This is a genomic window from Massilia sp. UBA6681 (assembly GCF_002454935.1).
GTDB lineage: Bacteria > Pseudomonadota > Gammaproteobacteria > Burkholderiales > Burkholderiaceae_D > Telluria > Telluria varians.
The window spans coordinates 1-21,277 of the sequence record NZ_DKJX01000046.1; the positions used below are offsets into that span (position 1 = coordinate 1).

Annotated in this window: 21 protein-coding genes; 19 read left to right on the plus strand and 2 right to left on the minus strand. The window is 64.8% G+C overall.

Annotated features, from left to right (window positions below):
• On the plus strand, window positions 1-575 hold a 575-nt coding region (locus B2R83_RS06425), incomplete at its 5' end, for a uracil-DNA glycosylase (RefSeq protein WP_292039339.1).
• Window positions 559-1,515 carry a DUF1853 family protein gene (locus B2R83_RS06430; protein ID WP_292039342.1) on the plus strand — a complete coding sequence of 319 codons (957 nt, stop codon included), beginning with the start codon at window positions 559-561 and terminating at the stop codon, window positions 1,513-1,515. The genes B2R83_RS06425 and B2R83_RS06430, both read left to right, overlap by 17 nt.
• A 51-nt stretch (window positions 1,516-1,566) precedes the next feature.
• Here the strand turns inward: B2R83_RS06430 and lplT are convergent, their stop codons facing one another.
• On the minus strand, window positions 1,567-2,817 hold the full coding sequence (gene lplT, locus B2R83_RS06435) for a lysophospholipid transporter LplT (protein ID WP_036215008.1): 1,251 nt from the start codon (window positions 2,815-2,817) through the stop codon (window positions 1,567-1,569).
• A 148-nt stretch (window positions 2,818-2,965) separates the two neighbouring features.
• Between lplT and alr the strand changes: the two genes are divergently transcribed.
• The 16 genes from alr to B2R83_RS06515 all read left to right on the plus strand — a co-directional run bounded on the left by alr (window position 2,966) and on the right by B2R83_RS06515 (window position 20,042).
• Window positions 2,966-4,072: an alanine racemase gene (gene alr, locus B2R83_RS06440; RefSeq protein WP_292039345.1), complete on the plus strand. Its 1,107-nt coding sequence runs from the start codon at window positions 2,966-2,968 to the stop codon at window positions 4,070-4,072.
• On the plus strand, window positions 4,065-5,441 hold the full coding sequence (radA, locus tag B2R83_RS06445) for a DNA repair protein RadA (RefSeq protein WP_292039347.1): 1,377 nt from the start codon (window positions 4,065-4,067) through the stop codon (window positions 5,439-5,441). Before alr ends, radA begins: the two co-directional genes overlap by 8 nt.
• 42 nt (window positions 5,442-5,483) lie before the next feature.
• On the plus strand, window positions 5,484-5,804 hold the full coding sequence (locus B2R83_RS06450; protein ID WP_036215018.1) for a PilZ domain-containing protein: 321 nt from the start codon (window positions 5,484-5,486) through the stop codon (window positions 5,802-5,804).
• Window positions 5,805-6,280: 476 nt separating this feature from the next.
• A complete protein-coding gene (gene pstS, locus B2R83_RS06455; RefSeq protein ID WP_292039349.1) occupies window positions 6,281-7,318 on the plus strand; it encodes a phosphate ABC transporter substrate-binding protein PstS in 1,038 nt (345 codons plus the stop codon).
• Window positions 7,319-7,395: 77 nt separating this feature from the next.
• Window positions 7,396-8,418 carry a phosphate ABC transporter permease subunit PstC gene (gene pstC, locus B2R83_RS06460; RefSeq protein WP_414674369.1) on the plus strand — a complete coding sequence of 341 codons (1,023 nt, stop codon included), beginning with the start codon at window positions 7,396-7,398 and terminating at the stop codon, window positions 8,416-8,418.
• Window positions 8,418-9,278 carry a phosphate ABC transporter permease PstA gene (gene pstA / locus B2R83_RS06465; protein ID WP_292039351.1) on the plus strand — a complete coding sequence of 287 codons (861 nt, stop codon included), beginning with the start codon at window positions 8,418-8,420 and terminating at the stop codon, window positions 9,276-9,278. The genes pstC and pstA overlap by 1 nt, the downstream gene beginning before the upstream one ends.
• Before the next feature lie 17 nt (window positions 9,279-9,295).
• Window positions 9,296-10,090, plus strand: a complete 795-nt coding sequence (pstB, locus tag B2R83_RS06470) for a phosphate ABC transporter ATP-binding protein PstB (RefSeq protein ID WP_292039353.1) — start codon at window positions 9,296-9,298, stop codon at window positions 10,088-10,090.
• 34 nt (window positions 10,091-10,124) lie between these two features.
• On the plus strand, window positions 10,125-10,826 hold the full coding sequence (phoU, locus tag B2R83_RS06475; RefSeq protein ID WP_292039355.1) for a phosphate signaling complex protein PhoU: 702 nt from the start codon (window positions 10,125-10,127) through the stop codon (window positions 10,824-10,826).
• 2 nt (window positions 10,827-10,828) lie between these two features.
• The gene (locus B2R83_RS06480) at window positions 10,829-11,515 is read left to right on the plus strand and encodes a response regulator (RefSeq protein ID WP_292039357.1); all 687 of its coding nucleotides are present in this window, start codon (window positions 10,829-10,831) and stop codon (window positions 11,513-11,515) included.
• An 18-nt stretch (window positions 11,516-11,533) separates the two neighbouring features.
• The gene (gene phoR / locus B2R83_RS06485; RefSeq protein ID WP_292039359.1) at window positions 11,534-12,826 is read left to right on the plus strand and encodes a phosphate regulon sensor histidine kinase PhoR; all 1,293 of its coding nucleotides are present in this window, start codon (window positions 11,534-11,536) and stop codon (window positions 12,824-12,826) included.
• Between the two features lie 60 nt (window positions 12,827-12,886).
• Window positions 12,887-13,804 (plus strand): patatin-like phospholipase family protein, encoded by a 918-nt coding sequence (locus B2R83_RS06490; RefSeq protein WP_292039361.1) that lies wholly within the window; start codon window positions 12,887-12,889, stop codon window positions 13,802-13,804.
• Between the two features lie 10 nt (window positions 13,805-13,814).
• Window positions 13,815-14,225 (plus strand): GlcG/HbpS family heme-binding protein, encoded by a 411-nt coding sequence (locus B2R83_RS06495; protein ID WP_292039363.1) that lies wholly within the window; start codon window positions 13,815-13,817, stop codon window positions 14,223-14,225.
• Window positions 14,226-14,552: 327 nt separating this feature from the next.
• Window positions 14,553-15,716, plus strand: a complete 1,164-nt coding sequence (gene carA, locus B2R83_RS06500) for a glutamine-hydrolyzing carbamoyl-phosphate synthase small subunit (RefSeq protein WP_292039364.1) — start codon at window positions 14,553-14,555, stop codon at window positions 15,714-15,716.
• Window positions 15,717-18,947 (plus strand): carbamoyl-phosphate synthase large subunit, encoded by a 3,231-nt coding sequence (gene carB, locus B2R83_RS06505; protein WP_292039367.1) that lies wholly within the window; start codon window positions 15,717-15,719, stop codon window positions 18,945-18,947.
• A gap of 103 nt (window positions 18,948-19,050) precedes the next feature.
• Window positions 19,051-19,530 (plus strand): transcription elongation factor GreA, encoded by a 480-nt coding sequence (gene greA / locus B2R83_RS06510; protein WP_027865017.1) that lies wholly within the window; start codon window positions 19,051-19,053, stop codon window positions 19,528-19,530.
• Window positions 19,530-20,042 carry a DUF4149 domain-containing protein gene (locus B2R83_RS06515; RefSeq protein WP_292039370.1) on the plus strand — a complete coding sequence of 171 codons (513 nt, stop codon included), beginning with the start codon at window positions 19,530-19,532 and terminating at the stop codon, window positions 20,040-20,042. The genes greA and B2R83_RS06515 overlap by 1 nt, the downstream gene beginning before the upstream one ends.
• 73 nt (window positions 20,043-20,115) lie before the next feature.
• On the opposite strand, the gene yhbY is transcribed toward B2R83_RS06515, so the two are convergent.
• The gene (gene yhbY, locus B2R83_RS06520; RefSeq protein WP_027865019.1) at window positions 20,116-20,586 is read right to left on the minus strand and encodes a ribosome assembly RNA-binding protein YhbY; all 471 of its coding nucleotides are present in this window, start codon (window positions 20,584-20,586) and stop codon (window positions 20,116-20,118) included.
• Window positions 20,587-20,627: 41 nt separating this feature from the next.
• On the opposite strand from yhbY, the gene B2R83_RS06525 reads away from it, so the two are divergent.
• Entirely contained in the window at window positions 20,628-21,275 is a 648-nt protein-coding gene (locus B2R83_RS06525) for an RlmE family RNA methyltransferase (protein ID WP_292039372.1), read from the plus strand.
• The last annotated feature ends 2 nt before the right edge of the window (window positions 21,276-21,277 follow it).

Sequence of the window (21,277 nt, forward strand, 5' to 3'; positions counted from 1 at the left end):
TGGCCTGGGCCGCTCTGCGCCAGGCCGTCGCCAGTTGCCGCCATTGCAGCGCCTGCAGCGAAGGCCCCAAGCCGGTGCTCGGCGCCGGCGCGCGCCAGGCCCGTTGGCTGGTCGCCGCCGGCACGGCCAGCGCGGCGGACGAAAAGGCCGGCCAGCCGCTGACCGGCGAGCCGGGCAAGCTGCTCGACAACATGCTGGCGGCGGTCGGCATGTCGCGCGAGGCCGATGTCTATGTGACTCCCCTGGTGAAATGCCGTCCCGCCAATGCCAAGGGCGGCGACCGCGCCCCGACCCTGGAAGAAGTGGCGGCCTGCCGTCCCTTCCTGGAGCGCGAGCGCGAACTGACTGGGGCCGGCCTGGTGCTGACCCTGGGCCAGGTGGCCATCGACGGCCTGCTCGGCAAGCCGCTTTCCGAACCGCTGGCCGGTTCGCGCGGCATGGTCCACCGGCTGGGCGAGGCGCCCCTGGTAGCGACCCTGCATCCGGGCGAACTGCTGCGGCGCGGGGCCGACAAGGCGCTGGCCTGGGCGGACCTGTGCCGGGCCAGGGCGGCAGCAGATGGACGCGCCGGCTGACACCTACCAGCTGGGCTTCCACCGCCGCTGGGGCCACCTGCGGCGCGCCCGGGTGCGGGCGCTGGCCTGGCTGCTCGACGCCCCCGACCTGCTCGATGCGAACGACCCGCAGTGGGCCGGCCGCATCGCCACCACTGGGCCCGTGAGCCCGGAGCTCGCCGACTGGCTCAAACGTCTCGACTACGATCCTGGCTTGCTCGACGAAGCGCTGGGCGCGAAGATGCACACGCGCCTCGGCCTGTATGCCGAAAAGCTGATGGCCTTCTATTTCGAGCAGCACGGGCGCCTGGTCGCCCACGGCCTGCAGGTGCGCGCCAGCCGCAACGATACCATCGGCGAATTCGACTTCCTGCTGGAAGACGGGCCGGATGCGGTCGAGCACATCGAGTTCGCCACCAAGTTCTATTTATTGGACGGGGTGGGCGGGCAACAATTCGATGCGCTGGTCGGCCCCAACCTGGCCGACAGCCTCGGCCTCAAGATGCGCAAGGTCTTCGAGCGCCAGCTCAGCCTGGGCGGACATCCGGCCGCGCAGGCCCTGCTGCCGCGGCCGGTGTCGCGGGCGCGGGCGCTGGTCAAGGGCTGGCTGTTCTATCCGTCCGGTTCCTGGCCCGAGATGCGCGGCATCGCCGCCGGCCACTGCCGCGGCTTCTGGTGCGCGCTGGACGAGATCGAGGGCCTGGCCGGGGAAGAATTCCTGATGCTGCCGCGGCTGCAGTGGCTGGCGCCGTTTCGCGCCGCCTCGGCCACCTGGATGCTGAACCGCGCCCAATTGCATGCCGAGCTGTCGGCCCAGTTCGAGACGTCGTCGACGCCGGTGCTGGTCGCGGTGGTGCGCCATACGCCGGGGCAGATCGAGGAGATCGAGCGCGGCTTCATCGTGCCGAACGACTGGCGCGAACGCGCCGCCGCGCGCCGGATGGTGAAGGCGGTGCCTTAATCGGTGATACGTATCACATATGCTTTACGGCTCTGTGATACGTAGAATGAATCAGTGCTTTTCCTCGCCGATCAGCGCCAGCGAATCGTGCTCGCGCTGGTTGGCCGCATGGCGGCGTCCGATGAAGTACATGATGCCCGCCACCGACAGGCCGAACATGACGATGATGATGTCCAGGTCCAGGTTCAGCGTGATCATGATGGCGTACAGGGCCAGCATGGTCAGGATCGACAGGTTCTCGTTGAAGTTCTGCACCGCGATCGAGTGGCCGGCGCTCATCAATACGTGGCCGCGGTGCTGCAGCAGCGCGTTCATCGGCACCACGAAGAAGCCCGACAGGAAGCCGATCAGGGCCAGCAGCGGGTAGGCCAGGTTCACCGTGGTCACGAAGACCATGCTGCACACGACCAGGCCCATGATGATCCCGAGCGGGATCACGGTGAGCGATTTGCGCAGCGGGATCATGCGCGCCGCCATGGCCGCGCCCAGCGCGACGCCGATCGCGACCACGCCGATCAGGTTGGTGGCCTTGTCCAGCGGCATGTGCAGCGAGCGCTCGGCCCATTTCAGCACGATGAATTGCAGGGTCGCGCCGGCGCCCCAGAACAGGGTGGTGACGGCCAGCGAGATCTGGCCCAGCTTGTCGCGCCACAGGGTGGCCGAGCAGTTGGCGAAGTCGGCGATCAGCTTGGCCGGGTTGCGCTCCTGGTGCTCGTAGCGCGCGCCGGTATCGGGAATGCGCAGGTTGAACAGGGCCGCCAGGATGTAGACGCCGACCACCACCGCCATCGCCGCTTCGGCGCCGGTGCTCACGCCCGGCAGGTCCAGGCCCAGCAGGAAGTTGGAGCCGCGCTCGCTCACCAGGGCGCCGCCGGCCACGGTGCCGAGGATGATCGACATGACGGTCAAGCCCTCGATCCAGCCGTTGGCGGGAACGAGCTTTTCGGGCGGCAGCAGTTCGGTCAGGATGCCGTACTTGGCGGGCGAGTAGACCGCCGCGCCGAAGCCGACCACGGCATAGGCGAGCAGCGGGTGCACGGTCAGGAACATCAGCGCGCAGCCGGAAATCTTGATCAGGTTCGCGATGAACATCACGCGGCCCTTGGGCAGCGAATCGGCGAAGGCGCCGACGAAAGCGGCCAGCAGCACGTAGAACAGGACGAATGACAGCTTCAGCAGGGGTGTCAGCGAAGCCGGGGCGTTCATCGACGTCAGCAGACTGATTGCGACAAAGAGGAGCGCATTGTCTGCCAGCGACGAGAAGAACTGCGCCGCCATGATGGTATAAAAGCCACGGTTCATTCGAAAAGAGTAAAAACTGGTTCGAGTTGCTTTATACCATGAATGCCCCTTGCGCCAAAAGAAAACCCGGCATGTCAAAAGCGCTGCCGCGCCCGGTCCGGTAAAATAGACCCTTTCCCGCACTGCGGCCAATACGCCGGTTTTCGCCATGCCACGCCCGCTTTCCGCCACCATCCACCTCGATTCGATGCAGCACAACCTGCAGCGCGCACGCATGGAGGCGCCGCACGCGAAGATCTGGGCGGTCGTCAAGGCCAACGCCTACGGACACGGCCTGGAGCGCGGCGTGCGCGGCTTCGCCCAGGCCGACGGCCTGGCCCTGGTCGAGACCGAAGGCGCCCTGTGGCTGCGGCAGAATGGCTGGACCAAGCCGATCCTGCTGCTCGAAGGGATCTTCGACGCTTCGGACGTGCCGATGCTGGCCGAGCACAACATCAATAGCGCGGTGCATAACATCGAGCAGATCAAGATGCTGGAATACACCCGGCATTTCCGCCCGATCGACGTGCACCTGAAGATGAATACGGGGATGAACCGCCTGGGCTTCACGCCAGGCGAGTACGAGGCGGCCTACCGGCGCCTGCGCGCCATTCCCGACGTGCGCCACATCACCCACATGACCCACTTCGCCAATGCCGACGAGCTGGAGCATCCGCGCCTGACCATTGCCGAGCAGGTGCGCCGCTTCCAGTTTGGCGCCGGCGACTTGCCGGGCGAGCGCAGCCTGTCGAATTCCGGCGGGGTGCTGCACCAGGGCGAGCTGGGCGATGCGCTGTCGAACGACTGGGTCCGCCCCGGCATCATGCTGTACGGCGGCACCCCGGGCGGCCGCTCGGCGTTTGACTATGGCCTGCTGCCGACCATGACCCTGCGCTCCGAGGTCATCGGCATCCAGCACATCGAGGCCGGCGACACGGTCGGCTACGGCAGCCGCTTCGAGGCGACCGGGCCGATGACGGTGGGGGTGGTCGCCTGCGGCTATGCCGACGGCTACCCGCGCCACGCGCCGCACGGCACGCCGGTGATCGTGGACGGCGTGCGCACCACGCTGGTGGGCCGGGTCTCGATGGACATGATGACGGTCGACCTGACCCCGATCGCCAATGCCAGGGTCGGCAGCAAGGTGACGCTCTGGGGCGACGGCCTGCCGGTCGACGAGGTGGCCCATGCCGCCGGCACGATCGGCTATGAACTGATGTGCGCGCTCGCCCCGCGGGTGCGCGTGATGGAAGGAAGAATGGGAACCGATGGCTAAGTCACGAACCTCTTTTGTCTGCAGCGAATGCGGCGCCGTCGCCAGCCGCTGGTCCGGCCAGTGCCCGGATTGCAAGGCATGGAACACGATGGTCGAAACCGTCGCCGAGCCGCAGGGCGTGAACCGCATGTCGCAGACCGCGCACAAGGCGCTGGCGCAGACCGCGCCTGTGTTGTCACTGCGGGACATCGAAGCCCTGGACGTGCCGCGCTTCGGCACCGGCATCGAGGAATTCGACCGCGTGCTGGGCGGCGGCCTGGTGGCCGGCGGCGTGGTGCTGATCGGCGGCGACCCCGGCATCGGCAAGTCGACCCTGCTGCTGCAGGCGCTGGCCAACCTGGCGGCCACCCGCAACACCTTGTATGTGAGCGGCGAGGAATCCGGCGCCCAGATCGCGCTGCGCGCGCGCCGCCTGTCGGTGGATTCGGCCGAGCTCAAGCTGCAGGCCGAGATCCAGCTCGAGAAAATCCTCGGCACCCTGGCCGACCTGAAACCCGAAGTGGCGGTGATCGACTCGATCCAGACCCTGTATTCGGACGCGCTCACCTCGGCCCCGGGCTCGGTGGCCCAGGTGCGCGAATGCGCGGCCCAGCTCACCCGGGTGGCCAAGCAGACCGGCGTGACCATCATCCTGGTCGGCCACGTGACCAAGGAGGGCGCGCTGGCCGGTCCGCGCGTGCTCGAGCACATCGTCGATACCGTGCTGTATTTCGAGGGCGATACCCAGAGCAGTTTCCGCCTGGTGCGCGCCATCAAGAACCGCTTCGGCGCCGTGAACGAGCTGGGCGTTTTCGCCATGACGGAGAAGGGGCTGAAGGGCGTCTCGAATCCCTCGGCGCTGTTCCTGTCGCAGCACGACAGCCAGGTGCCGGGTTCCTGCGTGATGGTGACCCAGGAGGGAACCAGGCCTTTGCTGGTTGAAATTCAAGCCCTGGTCGACGCCAGCCACCTGCCGAATGCACGTCGACTGTCGGTCGGCCTGGAGCAGAATCGCCTGGCGATGCTGCTGGCGGTGCTGCACCGCCACGCCGGTATCGCGGCTTTTGATCAGGACGTGTTCATCAATGCGGTGGGCGGCGTGAAGATCACCGAGCCGGCAGCCGACCTGGCGGTGCTGCTGGCAATCAACTCGTCGATGCGCAACAAGCCGCTGCCGCGCGGGCTGGTGGTGTTCGGCGAAGTCGGCCTGGCCGGCGAAATCCGGCCGGCGCCGCGCGGGCAGGAGCGCCTGCGCGAAGCGGCCAAGCTGGGCTTCTCGATCGCGGTGATCCCGAAGGGGAACGTGCCCAAGCAGAAGATCGAGGGCATGACAATCATCGCCGTCGAGCGTATCGACCAGGCCTTTACCAAGCTGCGGGAGCTCGACTGAGTACTTATAATACTGCCTGGCTCATCCTTAATAGAGTCTAACGTGTTCAACGAACAAAGAAAATCCGAACGCAAGGTGCTGCGCGTGCGCGCGCGCGTGGCCATGGAAGGCGCGGCGCCCGTCAGCGGCCGTACCAGCGACCTCGGCGCCAATGGCGTCAGCATCAACCTGCCGGACCCGCTGCTGGTCGGGCAGGCCGGCCAGCTCAGCTTCGACCTGCTGGTCGACGGTAACATCGTGCCCATCAGCGCACGCGCCAAGGCGCTGTATTGCATTTTCAGCAATGGCGAATTCAAGGTCGGCTTCCAGTTCCTGAACCTGGAACTGGCGGCGATGACGGCGGTGGCACGTTTTCTGCGCTGACCGGTTCGAGCGGCACAATACAAAGCGGCGAGCGCCCATCGGGCCTCGCCGCTTTTTTCGCCGTATGACATGACCCGGTGATCCGGGCCGACACTATTCGTGATAGTGATCGTGCAGCTTTTCCGAGCCCCCCCGGATCTCTTGCCAGATCTCGAAGGCGACCAGCCCGGCCAGGCCGCTGAGTATGCCAAACACCATTACGCTGAACATAAACACTAACGCTTTTCAGCATCCCCTCCCTATGAAGAACACACTTCCAGCTTAGCAGAGGGCGGCGTATTTACAAGGGCGCAGGCCGGCCGGGCAGCTGAATAATTTTATATCGTGCGGCAGTGTGTGACAGGACTGCCGGACTGCGTCAAGATAGCGCCACCGGCTGGATTATTACATCTGTCATCAACTTGTCATATTCGGCCAGTAGACTTCGCAGCGTCAATGAAACGGGACCCGTCCCGGACCTCTCTAAAGGATCCATCATGCGCATGAAGCATCTGTTCGTCTCCGTCGCCATCGCCGCCACCAGCATCGCTGCCAGCGCCCAGGCCGCCAACATCACCGGCGCCGGCGCGACCTTCCCGTACCCGGTCTACGCGAAATGGGCCGAGCTGTACCAGAAGGCATCGGGCACCGGCCTGAACTACCAGTCGGTCGGTTCGGGCGCGGGCATCAAGCAGATCAAGGCCAGGACCGTGAACTTCGGCGCCTCGGACATGCCGCTGCCGGCCGCCGAGCTGAACGCCGCCGGCCTGTTCCAGTTCCCGGCCATCATGGGCGGCGTGGTCCCGATCATCAACCTGCCGGGCGTGGCCCCGGGCCAGGTGCGCCTCTCGGGCGCCGTCCTTGCCGACATCTACCTGGGCAAGATCACCAAGTGGAACGCGCCGCAGATCGCCGCGCTGAACCCGGGCGTCAGGCTCCCTGGCGACGACATCACCGTGGTGCGCCGCGCCGACAGCTCGGGCACCTCCTTCCTGTTCACCGACTACCTGGCGCAGGTCAGCCCGGAATGGAAGTCGAAGATCGGCGCCGGCACCGCGGTGAAGTGGGCGGTGGGCGTGGGCGGCAAGGGCAACGAAGGCGTGGCCGCCAACGTGCAGCGCATCAAGGGCTCGATCGGCTACGTCGAGTGGGCCTACGCCAAGAAGAACCGCATGCAGCACACCCAGCTGCAGAACAAGGACGGCGTCTTCCTGCAACCGAGCGACGACGCCTTCAAGGCTGCAGCTGCCGGCGCCAACTGGGCCGGCACCCCGGGCTTCGCCGTGGTGCTGACCAACCAGGCGGGCAAGGCGAGCTGGCCGATCACCGGCGCCTCCTACATCCTGATGCACAAGACCCAGCCGAGCGCCGCGACCGCCAAGGAAGTGCTGAAGTTCTTCGACTGGGCCTACAAGAACGGCGGCGCCGCAGCCGCCGAACTGGACTACGTGCCGATGCCGGACAGCGTGACCAAGCTGGTGCAGGACGCCTGGCGCGCCAACCTGAAGGACGCGGCGGGCAAGGCGGTCTGGTAAATCACCCTCGATACGAAGTGCGAGGAAGGGCCGGCAGCTCCGGCCCTTCCGTTTGCCGGAAAGATTGACAAAAATCTATGAGCGTACAACCATCCGCCACGCTGCAGGACCTGGCCGATCCGGCAGCGGTCGATGCAGCCTACCAGTCCGAAGCACTGCGCAAGACCATGCGCAAGCAGCGCATGCAGGACTTCTTCTTCCACAAGATCACGCTGCTGTTCGCGGCCTCGGTCCTCCTGGTGCTGGTCGGGATCATCGTCTCGCTCGCCATCGGCGCCGCGCCGGCCTTCAAGGAGTTCGGCGCCGGCTTCATTTCGCGCGTGGAATGGGATCCGGTGGGCGACCAGTTCGGCGCCATGATCGCGATCTGGGGCACGCTCGCCACCTCGATCATCGCCCTCGCCGTGGCCTTCCCGATCAGCTTCGGCATCGCCCTGTTCCTGACCGAGATCTGCCCGGTGTGGCTGCGCCGCCCGATGGGTACCGCGGTCGAGCTGCTGGCCGGCGTGCCTTCCATCATCTACGGCATGTGGGGCCTGTTCGTGTTCGCGCCCCTGTTCGCCGACCACGTCCAGCCGCTGCTGAAGAATACCATCGGCCAGCTGCCGGTGATCGGCCAGCTGTTCCAGGGCCCGACCATGGGCATCGGCATCCTGACCGCCGGCCTGATCCTGGCAATCATGATCATCCCCTTCATCGCCTCGGTGATGCGCGACGTATTCGAGATCGTTCCGACCGTCCTCAAGGAATCGGCGTATGGCCTCGGCTGCACCAAGTGGGAAGTCGTGCGCAAGGTGGTGCTGCCCTATACCCGCAACGGCGTGGTGGGCGGCGTCATGCTGGGCCTGGGCCGCGCGCTGGGCGAGACCATGGCCGTCACTTTTGTCATCGGCAACGCCCACGACCTGTCCTGGTCGCTGTTCTCGGCCGGTAACTCGATTTCCTCGACCCTCGCCAACGAATTCGCCGAGGCCGCCACGCCGCTGCACTCGTCCTCGCTGTTCGCCCTGGCCCTGATCCTGTTCGCCATCACCTTCATCGTGCTGTCGGCCGCCAAGCTGATGCTGGTCGGGATGTCGCGCAAGGAAGGCACCAAATAATGACTACCACTGCAAAGAACCCGGTCTACCGCAAACGCCTGCTGGCGCACCGCATCGGCATCGTCCTGTCGATCATGGCCATGGGCATCGGCCTGGCCTTCCTGGCCTGGATCCTGGCGACCCTCCTGATCAACGGCCTCGGCGCGCTGTCGTGGAACATGTTCACGGCCGATACCCCGGCGCCGGGCAGCGAAGGCGGCGGCCTGCGCAACGCCATCGTCGGCAGCCTGATGATGGTCGGCCTGTCGACCCTGGTCAGCACCCCGATCGGCATCCTGGCCGGCATCTACCTGGCCGAATACGGCGAGAACAACCGCTTCGCCCAGGTGACGCGTTTTGTCACCGACATCATGCTCTCTGCCCCGTCGATCGTGATCGGCCTGTTCGTCTACGCCCTCTACGTCGCCAACGTGCAGCACTTCTCGGGCTACGCCGGCAGTATCGCGCTGTCGCTGATCGCGATTCCGGTGGTGGTGCGCACCACCGACAACATGCTGCGCCTGGTGCCGAACAGCCTGCTCGAGGCGGCCTACGCCCTCGGCGCGCCGCACTGGAAAGTGTCGATGACGGTGCGCCTGCGCGCCGTGAAGGCCGGCGTCGTCACCGGCGTGCTGCTGGCCGTGGCCCGCATCTCGGGCGAAACCGCGCCGCTGCTGTTCACCGCCCTGAACAACCAGTTCTACAGCAACGACATGAACGCGCCGATGGCCAACCTGCCGGTGGTGATCTTCCAGTTCGCGATGAGCCCCTATGACGACTGGCGTTCGCTGGCCTGGGGCGGCGCGCTGCTGGTGACCTTTACCGTGCTGCTGCTGAACATCCTGTCGCGGACCCTGTTCAGCCAGAAGACTCCGCGTTAATCTACCTTTAATAAGTGATGACCCAAGCTATGCAAAACCAGGTGCCGACCGCTGCCAGGAGCAAAACGATCGAGATCTCCGGCCTGAACTTCTTCTACGGTAAGACGCAGAGCCTGAAAGACGTGTCGCTCGACATCCACGACAAGCAGGTCACGGCCTTCATCGGGCCCTCGGGCTGCGGCAAGTCGACCCTGCTGCGTACCCTGAACCGCATGTACGATCTGTATCCGGGGCAGCGCGCCGAAGGCTCGATCATGTACCGCGGCCGTAACATCCTGGAGCCGGGCGTCGATGTCAACATGCTGCGCGCCAAGGTCGGCATGGTGTTCCAGAAGCCGACCCCGTTCCCGATGTCGATCTACGACAACATCGCCTTCGGCGTGCGCCTGTACGAAAACCTCTCGAAAGGCGAAATGGACGAGCGCGTCGAATGGGCGCTCAAGAAAGCGGCCCTGTGGGAGGAAGCCAAGGACAAGCTGAACAAGAGCGGCCTGTCGCTGTCGGGCGGCCAGCAGCAGCGCCTGTGCATCGCCCGCGGCGTCGCGGTGAAACCGGACGTGCTGCTGCTGGACGAGCCGACCTCGGCGCTGGACCCGATCTCGACCGCCAAGATCGAGGAACTGATCAGCGAACTGAAGCGGGACTACACGATCACCATCGTGACCCACAACATGCAGCAGGCCGCGCGCTGTTCCGACTATACCGCCTACATGTACCTTGGCGAACTGGTCGAATTCGGCGAGACTGACCAGATCTTCATGAATCCGGCGCGCAAGGAAACCCAGGATTACATCACCGGTCGTTTCGGCTGATCGTTAGAATACCAATACTATTCGGAGAGTTTTTATGACGGGCGAGCATTCATCCAAACAGTATGACCAGGAGCTGGAAGCGATTCGTTCCAAGGTCCTGCTGATGGGCGGCATGGTGGAAACCGCGTTCGACGAGGCGATGGAAGCCTTCCGCGCCGGCGACGCGGCGCGCGCCGAGCGCGTGATCGCCGACGACCACGCGGTCAACCAGCTCGAAGTGCAGCTCGACGATGCCTGCAGCCACCTGATCGTGCGCCGCCAGCCGACCGCGAACGACCTGCGCACCGTGATGGCGACCATCAAGGTCATCACCGACCTGGAACGCGTCGGCGACGAGGCCACCAAGATCGCGCGCAGCACCAAGAGCCTGCACGAACGCGGGGGCGGATCCTTCGCCCACTACGACACCGTGCGCACCATCGCGCGCGCCGCCTCGGACATGCTGCACGGCGCGCTGGATGCCTTCGCGCGCCTGGACGAAAAGCAGGCGCTGGAACTGATCGCGGCCGACGAGACCATCAACCACGAGTTCCGCACCATCATGCGCAACGTGATCACCTTCATGATGGAAGACCCGCGCACGATCTCGTCGGCGCTGGACACGCTATGGGTGGCCAAGGCCATCGAGCGCATCGGCGACCACGCCAAGAACATCGCCGAATACGTCATCTACGTGGTGGAAGGCCGCGACATCCGCCACAGCAAGCCGGCGCCGACCGAACAGGCGGGTGTCTAGGCATGGCGGACAACACGAGCGTCCTGGTGGTCGAAGACGAACCCGCGATCGTCGAGCTGGTGAAGTATTCGCTGCGCGAAGCGGGCTGGGACATCCGCAGCGCCGACACCGTGGGCGGCGCCTGGAACAGCATCACGCGCGGCAAGCCCGACCTGGTGCTGCTGGACTGGATGCTGCCCGACCAGAGCGGCCTGCGCCTGCTGTCGCGCCTGCGCGGCGACCGCGATTTCCAGGAGATCCCGGTCATCATGCTGACCGCCAAGAGCATGGAAGAAGACAAGCTGGCCGGCCTGAACACCGGCGCGGACGACTATGTCACCAAGCCGTTCTCGCCGCGCGAGCTGCTGGCCCGGAGCCGCGCGCTGCTGCGCCGCAAGAGCCCGCACCTGGCCGAGGCGCCGCTGCGCGCCGGCACCGTGGTGCTGGACCCGAACAGCTGCACCGTGACGGTCGAGAACCAGCAGATCGAGATCGGCAATGCCGAATACAAGCTGCTCAAGTTCCTGCTGGCCCACCGCGAGCGCGTGTTCTCGCGCGCCCAGCTGCTCGACAAGGTATGGGGCGACCATGCCGTGATCGAGGAGCGCACGGTGGACGTGCACGTGCTGCGGCTGCGCAAGGCGCTCAGGAGCGCCGATGGCCTGATCCGCACCGTGCGCAGCGTCGGCTACATGCTGTCCGAGAAGTAAAGGGCGGCGATGCGCTCGATGAACCCGAAGCTGCTGTTCTGGGTGCCGGCACTGCTGCGCCTGGGCCTGATGTTCGCCGCTGCCGGCATCGTCTGGTGGATGGCGAGCCTGGTCGAGGCCCTGATCTTCGCGCTGGCGGCTCTGGTGATCGCGCTGTTCGTCCAGCTGCGCTACCTGCACGAGCTGGGCGAATGGCTGAACCACCCGCATTCGAGCCGCTTGCCGGACGGCTGGGGCGCCTGGACCGACGTGTTCGCGCGCCTGTACCGCCTGCGGCGCGAGGACGAGCGCCACCAGGCCGAGATGGCCGAGTGGCTGGCGCGCTTCCGCCAGGCCATGCAGCTGCTGCCGGAAGGCGTGGCGATCATGGACGACGTCCTGTTCCTGGAATGGTGCAACGAGGCGGCCGAGCGCCACCTGGGCCTGACCATGGCGCGCGACAAGGGCCTGCGCGTGACCAACCTGGTGCGCCACCCCGAATTCATCGACTACGTGATCCTGGGCCGCTACGAGCAGCCACTCACCTTGTCCTTCCGCGGCCGCAAGCTCGAGTGCCGCATCATCCCGTTCGAGAACCGGCGCCAGATCCTGGTCACGCACGACGCCACCGATACCGAACGCATCGAAGCGATGCGCCGCGACTTCATCGCCAACGCCTCCCACGAGCTGCGCACGCCGCTGACGGTGATCGTCGGCTTCCTGGAGATCGCGATGTCCGATCCGGGGCTGGACGTGGCTACCCGCACCGCGCACCTGGAGCTGATGACCGAGCAGGCGCACCGCATGCAGCGTCTGATCGGCGACATGCTGACCCTGTCGCGCCTGGAGTCGGACGAGTTCCCGTTCAAGCGCGAACGGGTCGACATGCGCGCGCTGGTCGACTCGGTGGCGGCGGAGGCGCGCGCCCTGTCGGGCGGCCGGCATCAGGTGGAAGTCGCGTTCGACGGTCCGGACGTGATGGGCAGCCTGGAAGAGCTGCGCAGCGCCTTTGCCAACCTGGCCTCGAATGCGGTGCGCTACTCGCCGAACGGCGGCAGCATCCGGCTGGCCTGGAGCCGTGGACCGGACGATCTGCGCTTCACGGTGACGGACAGCGGCATCGGGATCGAGCCGATCCATATCTCACGGCTGACCGAACGTTTTTACCGAGTGGACAAAAGCCGCTCGCGCGAGACCCAGGGCACCGGGCTGGGGCTGGCGATCGTCAAGCACGTGCTGCTGCGCCACGGCGGGCGATTGCAGATCAGTTCGGTGCCGGGGCAGGGGAGCAGCTTCACGGCGGTGTTGCCGAATACATCGTTGCCGGGTTAAGCCTGACCCGCATTGCTGTGGTCGCGGTACAATCGTACTTCGTTCTTTCAAGCACCCCATATGTTCTCTCGCCGTAGTTCCCTGATCGCCTGCGCCGCGCTGTTCCTGAGCGCCTGCGGCAGCACCCCGACCCAGCCTCCCGCAACGCCCGTCGCCCAGCAGGTGACGCCGCCCCCTCCGCCACGCAAAGTGAGAATCGGCCTGGCCCTCGGCGGCGGCGCCGCCCGCGGCTTCGCCCACATCGGCGTCATCAAGGCGCTCGAAGCCCAGGGCATCGTGCCCGAAATCGTGGTCGGCACCAGCGCCGGCTCGGTGGTCGGCTCCCTGTACGCCTCCGGCCTGAACGGCTTCGCGCTGCAAAAGACCGCGCTGGCCATGGACGAGGCCACGATCTCCGACTGGGCGCTGCCGCTGTTCGGCAAGTCGACCGGGGTGCTGAAGGGCGAGGCGCTGCAGAGCTACGTCAACAAGGCTGTCAACAACGTGCCGATGGAGCGCCTGAAGATTCGCTTCGGCGCCGTCGCCACCGACCTCAAGACCGGCCAGCCGATCCTGTTCAACAAGGGCAATACCGGCATGGCCGTGCGGGCCTCCTCGGCGGTGCCGAGCGTGTTCCAGCCGGTGAAGATCGGCGCCAAGACCTATGTCGACGGCGGCCTGGTCGCGCCGGTGCCGGTCAAGTTCACCAAGGACATGGGCGCCGAGTTCATCATCGCGGTGAACATCTCCAGCGCCACCGAAGGCGCCGCCACCGCCAGCTCGCTTGACGTCCTGATGCAGACTTTTAGCATCATGGGCCAGCGCCTGAATCACTTCGAGCTGAAGGAAGCCGACGTCGTCATCACGCCGAACCTCGGCAACATGGGCAGCGCCGACTTCAGCAACCGCAACCTGGCGATCCTCGCCGGCGAGCAGGCGGCGGCCGCCGTCATGCCGCAGATCAAGGCCAAGCTCAAGGCCAAGCAGCAAGGACAATAAAGGAACCAAGATGAAAACCAAGCCTTATCTCACCCTCGAAGACGTCAAGAAAATCGCCCTGGGGGCCGAAGCCGAAGCGCTGCGCAACAACTGGGCGGTGTCCTTCGCCATCGTCGACGACGGCGGCCACCTGCTGTGGTACCAGCGCCTCGACGGCGCCGCGGCTGCCTCTTCCTATATTGCGCCGGCCAAGGCCAAGACCGCCGCCCTGGGCCGGCGCGAGTCGAAGATCTATGAAGACGTGATCAACAACGGCCGCGTCTCCTTCCTGTCGGCCCCGGAACTCGAGGGCATGCTGGAAGGCGGGGTGCCGGTGATCGTCGATGGCCACGTGATCGGCGCGGTCGGCGTGTCGGGCGTGAAGTCGAATGAGGATGCGCAGATCGCCAAGGCCGGCATCGCGGCCCTGACCGGCGAATAACAGCCTGGCTCGTCACATGACTGTAAGAAAAGGCACCTGCGGGTGCCTTTTCTTTTATTTCGCCAAAGCAGCAAAACACCCGTTCGCGCGCCGCTTTCGCGCACGTTTATGCAAAATCAGCGCCACTTTTGTAGAATTGCTGCATTGCCGAATAGGTCCATTCCGCGCTATAATTCGGAAGTTTAACCATTCACACATTTGCCGTAGCGCCTACCCACCATCCCTCATTCAACTAGATGTCCAGCTACCGGCAAGCGGTCTCCGCCCGGGTTTGTTGGATGCCGGTCTGACGTGGCGAAGCTACGGTAACTTTATTGGGAGTTACCCTTGCCGCCATTTTTTTCTGGCCCAGCCGTCCCGGCCATCCTGGCCCTCGCTGACGGAACGATTTTCAAAGGATATTCCATTGGAGCCACCGGTCACACGACCGGCGAAGTGGTGTTCAACACCGCGATTACCGGCTACCAGGAAATCCTCACCGACCCCAGCTATTCGCGTCAGATCGTTACCCTGACGTACCCGCACATCGGCAACTACGGCGTCAACCCGGCCGACGTCGAAGCCTCCAGGGTCCACGCCGCCGGCCTGATCATCCGTGACCTGCCGCTGCTGGCATCGAATTTCCGTTCCACCCAGTCGCTGTCGGACTACCTGAAGCAAGAAAACGTGGTCGCCATCGCCGGGATCGACACCCGCAAGCTCACCCGCATCCTGCGCGAGAAGGGTGCGCAAGCCGGCGCCATCCTGACCGGCATCCAGGGCAAGGAGCCGCTGGAAACGCAGGCGCTGGAACTGGCGCGTTCCTTCCCGGGCCTGGCCGGCATGGATCTGGCCAAGGTCGTGTCCGTGAAAGAACCCTATGTGTTCACCGAGACCGAGTGGAAGCTCGGCGAAGGCTTCGGCAAGCAGGACAATCCCCAATACCACGTGGTCGCTTTCGATTACGGCGTCAAGCGCAACATCCTGCGCATGCTGGCCGAGCGCGGCTGCAAGGTGACCGTGCTGCCGGCCCAGGCGACCGCCGCCGACGCGCTGGCGCTCAATCCTGACGGCATCTTCCTGGCCAACGGCCCGGGCGACCCCGAGCCATGCGACTATGCGATCAAGGCCAGCGCGGAGCTGATCGAGAAGGGCATCCCGACCTTCGGCATCTGCCTCGGCCACCAGATCATGGCGCTGGCCTCCGGCGCCAAGACCATGAAGATGAAGTTCGGCCACCATGGCGCCAACCACCCGGTGCAGGACCTCGATTCGAAGAAGGTCCTGATCACCTCGCAGAACCACGGCTTCGCGGTCGACCCGGAGACCCTCCCGGCCAACTGCCGCGTCACCCACGTGTCGCTGTTCGACGGTTCGCTGCAGGGCTTCGAGCGTACCGACAAGCCCGCCTTCTGCTTCCAGGGCCACCCGGAAGCCTCGCCCGGCCCGACCGACGTCGCCTACCTGTTTGACCGCTTCATCGGCCTGATGCAAGCAGCGGAGAAAAAGTAAATGCCAAAACGTAGTGATATCAAAAGCATCCTGATCATCGGCGCGGGTCCGATCGTCATCGGCCAGGCGGTCGAATTCGACTACTCGGGCGCCCAGGCCTGCAAGGCCCTGCGCGAGGAAGGCTACAAGGTCATCCTGGTCAACTCGAACCCGGCGACCATCATGACCGACCCGGAAACGGCGGACGTCACCTACATCGAGCCGATCACCTGGAAGGTCGTCGAGCGCATCATCGCCAAGGAGCGTCCGGACGCGATCCTGCCGACCATGGGCGGCCAGACCGCGCTGAACTGCGCGCTCGACCTGCACCACAACGGCGTGCTGGAAAAGTACAAGGTCGAGCTGATCGGCGCGACCCCGGAAGCGATCGACAAGGCCGAGGACCGCTCCAAGTTCAAGGATGCGATGACCAAGATCGGCCTCGGTTCGGCGCGCTCGGGCGTGGCGCACTCGATGGAAGAGTCGTGGGCGGTGCAGCGCGAGCTGGGCTTCCCGACCATCATCCGTCCGTCCTTCACCATGGGCGGCAGCGGCGGCGGCATCGCCTATAACGAAGAAGAATTCGAAGCGATCTGCAAGCGCGGCCTGGAAGCCTCGCCGACCAACGAGCTGCTGATCGAAGAGTCCCTGCTCGGCTGGAAAGAGTACGAGATGGAAGTCGTCCGCGACAAGAAGGACAACTGCATCATCATCTGCTCGATCGAAAACCTGGATCCGATGGGCGTCCACACCGGCGACTCGATCACCGTCGCGCCGGCGCAGACGCTGACCGACAAGGAATACCAGATCATGCGCAACGCGTCGATCAACGTGCTGCGCGAGATCGGCGTCGACACCGGCGGCTCGAACGTGCAGTTCGCGATCAACCCGAAGGACGGCCGCATGATCGTCATCGAGATGAACCCGCGCGTGTCGCGTTCCTCGGCGCTGGCCTCGAAAGCCACCGGCTTCCCGATCGCCAAGGTCGCGGCCAAGCTGGCGGTCGGCTTTACGCTGGACGAGCTGCGCAACGAGATCACCGGCGGCGCGACCCCGGCGTCGTTCGAGCCGTCGATCGACTACGTCGTCACCAAGATCCCGCGCTTCACCTTCGAAAAATTCCCGACCGCGGACAAGCACCTGACCACCCAGATGAAATCGGTGGGCGAGGTGATGGCCATGGGCCGCACCTTCCAGGAATCCTTCCAGAAGGCCCTGCGCGGCCTGGAAGTGGGCGTCGACGGCCTGAACGAGAAGACCCGCGACCGCGAGAAGATCGAAGAGGAACTCGGCGAGCCGGGCCCGGAGCGCATCTGGTACGTGGGTGACGCATTCGCCCAGGGCTTCACCCTGGAAGAGGTGCACAACCTGACCAAGATCGACCCGTGGTTCCTGGTGCAGATCAAGGAGATCGTCGACATCGAGCTGTGGCTGGATCACCAGAAGCTCGAGAGCCTGGACAAGCCGCTGCTGTACAAGCTCAAGCAGAAGGGCTTCTCGGACCGCCGCCTGGCCTTCCTGATGCAGACCACGCCGCAAGCCGTGCGCGCGCGCCGCCACGAACTGGGCATCCGTCCGGTGTACAAGCGCGTCGACACCTGCGCCGCCGAATTCGCGACCAACACGGCCTACATGTACTCGACCTACGACGAGGAGTGCGAGTCCAACCCGACCGACAAGAAGAAGATCATGGTGCTGGGCGGTGGCCCGAACCGTATCGGCCAGGGCATCGAATTCGACTACTGCTGCGTGCACGCGGCCCTCGCCATGCGCGAAGACGGCTTTGAAACCATCATGGTCAACTGCAACCCGGAGACCGTGTCGACCGACTACGACACCTCGGACCGCCTGTACTTCGAATCGCTGACCCTGGAAGACGTGCTGGAAATCGTCGACCTGGAGAAGCCGGAAGGCGTGATCGTCCAGTACGGCGGCCAGACCCCGCTCAAGCTCGCCCTGGACCTCGAAGCCAACGGCGTGCCGATCATCGGCACCTCGCCGGACATGATCGACGCGGCCGAAGACCGCGAGCGCTTCCAGCAGCTGTTGCAGAAGCTCGGCCTGCGCCAGCCGCCGAACCGCACCGCGCGCACCGAAGCCGACGCCCTGGCGCTGGCCGACGAGATCGGCTACCCGCTGGTGGTGCGTCCGTCCTACGTGCTGGGCGGCCGCGCCATGGAAATCGTCCACGAGCAGCGCGACCTCGAGCGCTACATGCGCGAAGCGGTCAAGGTCTCGCACGATTCGCCGGTGCTGCTGGACCGCTTCCTGAACGACGCCATCGAAGTCGACGTCGACTGCATCTCGGACGGCGAAGCCACCTTCATCGGCGGCGTGATGGAGCACATCGAACAGGCCGGCGTGCACTCGGGCGACTCGGCCTGCTCGCTGCCGCCGTACTCGCTGTCGCCGGAGACCATCGCCGAGCTGAAGCACCAGACCTCGCTGATGGCCAAGGCCCTGAACGTGGTCGGCCTGATGAACGTGCAGTTCGCGATCCAGCAGTCCGAAGTCGACGGCAAGACCGTGGATACGGTCTTCGTGCTGGAAGTGAACCCGCGTGCATCGCGTACCGTGCCGTTCGTGTCGAAGGCGACGGGGCTGCAGCTTGCAAAAATAGCGGCGCGCTGCATGGTGGGCCAGACCCTGGCCCAGCAGGGCGTCACCAAGGAGGTGACCCCGCCGTTCTACAGCGTCAAGGAAGTCGTGTTCCCGTTCGTGAAGTTCCCGGGCGTCGACACCATCCTGGGACCGGAAATGAAGTCGACCGGCGAAGTGATGGGCGTGGGCGAGACCTTCGGCGAAGCCTTCGTGAAGTCGCAGCTGGCGGCCGGCATCAACCTGCCGACCAAGGGCACGGTGTTCCTGTCGGTGAAGGGCGCGGACAAGCCGCGCGCCGTCTCCGTGGCGCGCGAACTGGTGGCGCTGGGCTTCTCGCTGGTGGCCACCAAGGGCACTGCGGCCGTCATCGAAGCGGCCGGCATCCCGGTGCGCCAGGTGAACAAGGTGCTGGAAGGCCGTCCGCACGTGGTCGACATGATCAAGAACCGCGAGATCGTCATGGTGGTGAACACCGTGGAAGAGAAGCGTTCGGCGATCACCGACTCGCGCACCATCCGTACCTCGGCCCTGCAGTCGCGCGTGGTCACCTACACGACCATCGCCGGCGCGGAAGCCGCGATCGAGGGCATGCGCCACCTGGACGAGCTGCGCGTCTACGATTTACAAGGTCTCCATAAAACCTTAAACTAAGCAGCACGTAGTACCAACGCAACCACAGAGCTCGCGCGGCCTGCGCCGCGCGCCTCTGTGGTTTTGGTTTGGTACGTCCAATCACGAATCAACGTAGAGCGACATGAACACTACCGTACCACTGACCAAATACGGCGCCGAACTCCTGAAGGAAGAGCTGCACCAGCTCAAGACCAAGGAACGCCGTAACGTGATCGACGCGATCGCCGAAGCGCGCTCGCACGGCGACCTGTCGGAAAATGCCGAATACGATGCAGCGAAAGAGCGCCAGGCCTTCGTCGAAGGCCGCATCGCGGAACTCGAGGGCAAGCTGAGCGCCGCCCAGATCATCGATCCGGCCACGCTGGATGCGGAAGGCCGCGTCGTGTTCGCCTCGACCGTGGACCTGGAAGACCTGGAAAACGGCCAGAAGGTGAGCTACCAGATCGTCGGCCTCGACGAAGCCGACATCAAGCTGAACAAGGTGTCGGTGACCTCGCCGATCGCCCGCGCCCTGATCGGCAAGTATGCCGGCGACGTGGTGGAAGTGCAGGCCCCGTCGGGCCCGCGCGAATACGAAATCCTCGAAGTCCGCTACGTCTGATGCCGGACAGCCGGACCGCAGTGCCGTCCCATTCCGCTTCCCGCGTTTCCCGCGTTTCCCGTATTGCAGCCGCCCGGCTCTTGGCGTCGGTGCTGTGGGCTGGGATGCTGTGGACGCTCGGGTATATCGCGGCGCCGGCGGTATTCGCGGCGGTGCCGAGCACGGTGGCTGGCGATGTCGTCGCCGTCCTGCTGCACCGCCTGGGCTGGGTCTCGCTCGGCTGTGCGGCCGCGATGCTGGTGCTGGTGCGCTTGTCCCGCGATCTCGACGCCGGGCGGCGCCGTTTTCTGAATTTGCTGGTGCTTGCGATGCTGGCCTGCGCGCTGGTGATGTGGATCGGCCTGCAGCCGGGCATGGCGCAGATGCGCGAACTGGCGGGCCCGGGCGGGGTGAGGGCCTCGCCGTACTGGACGCAGTTCGCCGTGATGCATGGGGTGTCGCAGCTGTTCCACGTCATTGAAAGCGTGCTCGCTGCGGTGCTGGTGCTCAAGAGCCGCGGACCTTCAGCTTAGAAGGCCGAGGCCCGATTCGATCCGGCACGCGTAAAAAAACCGGGTCACCCCGGTTTGCGCTCGGCGCGTGCCATCACTTGTTCAGTGAATTCTTCTTGGTGGAAGTCTGACGCGGCTTGGCGCGCTTGATGTTGCCGCCCGCCGTCACGCGCTCGTTTCCTTTCAGCATGACCTTGGTAACGCTCGGCTTCTTGGTGCCGCTGGCGCTGGCCTTGACGATGGTGACTTCGCGCATGCCCTTGCCGGCCTTGCTGCTGCGTTCCTTGACGGCTTCCTTCTTCGGACGGTAGAGCACCAGCAGCTTGCCGATGTGCTGGACAGGCGCCGCGTCGAGTTCCGCGCAGATCTGTTCGTACATGGCGATGCGCGCTTCGCGGTCGTCGCCGAACACGCGCACCTTGATCAGGCCGTGCGCGTCGAGGCTGGAAGCGATTTCCTTCATGACCGATTCGGTCAGGCCGGATTCGCCGATCATGACGACTGGATTGAGTCCGTGGGCTTCGGCGCGCAGTGCGCTGCGCTCGGCCGGAGTGAGTTTAAGCATAATAAATTTTGAATTACCTTTAAAAGCAGTATTCTACGCGAATGGCCAAGAACAAATTAAACAAAAACTGGTTGCACGACCATATTAATGACCCGTACGTCAAATTGGCCCAGAAAGAGGGCTACCGCGCCCGCGCCGCCTACAAGCTCAAGGAAATCGACGAAAGCGAAAAGCTGATCAAGCCGGGCCAGGTCATTGTCGACCTCGGCTGCACCCCGGGCAGCTGGGCCCAGTATACCCGGCGCAAGCTGGCCGGCGCGGACGGTGGCGGTATCCACGGCACCATCATCGGGCTGGACATGCTGCCGATGGAGCCCATCGCTGATGTTCAGTATATCCAGGGCGATTTCCGTGAGGAGGAAGTGCTGGCCCAGCTCGACGAGCTGCTGGAGGGGTGCAAGGCCGACCTGGTGCTGTCCGACATGGCGCCGAACCTGTCGGGAATTCCGACCGCCGATGCGGCGCGGATGGAACACTTAATCGACCTGGCAATTGAGTTTTCGCAAATGCACATGAAACCAGGGGGCGCATTGCTGGTGAAGTGCTTTAAAGATATGGGATTTACCCAGATACTGGAAAAGTTTCGTACCGAATTCAAGACGGTCAAGCAGGTCAAACCCAAAGCCAGCCGGGACAAATCCTCGGAAATTTTCCTGCTTGGACGCGGTCTGAAGAATCCAGCGGGATAAAA

Bases quoted from the DNA above. Each gene is read 5' to 3' on its own strand.
- B2R83_RS06490 (WP_292039361.1), top strand. From the start codon at position 12,887: ATGTTCTCTCGCCGTAGTTCCCTGATCGCCTGCGCCGCGCTGTTCCTG.
- phoR (WP_292039359.1), top strand. From the start codon at position 11,534: ATGAACCCGAAGCTGCTGTTCTGGGTGCCGGCACTGCTGCGCCTGGGC.
- pstS (WP_292039349.1), top strand. From the start codon at position 6,281: ATGCGCATGAAGCATCTGTTCGTCTCCGTCGCCATCGCCGCCACCAGC.
- B2R83_RS06480 (WP_292039357.1), top strand. From the start codon at position 10,829: ATGGCGGACAACACGAGCGTCCTGGTGGTCGAAGACGAACCCGCGATC.
- B2R83_RS06515 (WP_292039370.1), top strand. From the start codon at position 19,530: ATGCCGGACAGCCGGACCGCAGTGCCGTCCCATTCCGCTTCCCGCGTT.
- radA (WP_292039347.1), top strand. From the start codon at position 4,065: ATGGCTAAGTCACGAACCTCTTTTGTCTGCAGCGAATGCGGCGCCGTC.
- alr (WP_292039345.1), top strand. From the start codon at position 2,966: ATGCCACGCCCGCTTTCCGCCACCATCCACCTCGATTCGATGCAGCAC.
- pstA (WP_292039351.1), top strand. From the start codon at position 8,418: ATGACTACCACTGCAAAGAACCCGGTCTACCGCAAACGCCTGCTGGCG.
- carB (WP_292039367.1), top strand. From the start codon at position 15,717: ATGCCAAAACGTAGTGATATCAAAAGCATCCTGATCATCGGCGCGGGT.
- B2R83_RS06495 (WP_292039363.1), top strand. From the start codon at position 13,815: ATGAAAACCAAGCCTTATCTCACCCTCGAAGACGTCAAGAAAATCGCC.
- yhbY (WP_027865019.1), bottom strand. From the start codon at position 20,586: ATGCTTAAACTCACTCCGGCCGAGCGCAGCGCACTGCGCGCCGAAGCC.
- pstC (WP_414674369.1), top strand. From the start codon at position 7,396: ATGAGCGTACAACCATCCGCCACGCTGCAGGACCTGGCCGATCCGGCA.
- B2R83_RS06430 (WP_292039342.1), top strand. From the start codon at position 559: ATGGACGCGCCGGCTGACACCTACCAGCTGGGCTTCCACCGCCGCTGG.
- lplT (WP_036215008.1), bottom strand. From the start codon at position 2,817: ATGAACCGTGGCTTTTATACCATCATGGCGGCGCAGTTCTTCTCGTCG.
- phoU (WP_292039355.1), top strand. From the start codon at position 10,125: ATGACGGGCGAGCATTCATCCAAACAGTATGACCAGGAGCTGGAAGCG.
- greA (WP_027865017.1), top strand. From the start codon at position 19,051: ATGAACACTACCGTACCACTGACCAAATACGGCGCCGAACTCCTGAAG.
- pstB (WP_292039353.1), top strand. From the start codon at position 9,296: ATGACCCAAGCTATGCAAAACCAGGTGCCGACCGCTGCCAGGAGCAAA.
- B2R83_RS06525 (WP_292039372.1), top strand. From the start codon at position 20,628: ATGGCCAAGAACAAATTAAACAAAAACTGGTTGCACGACCATATTAAT.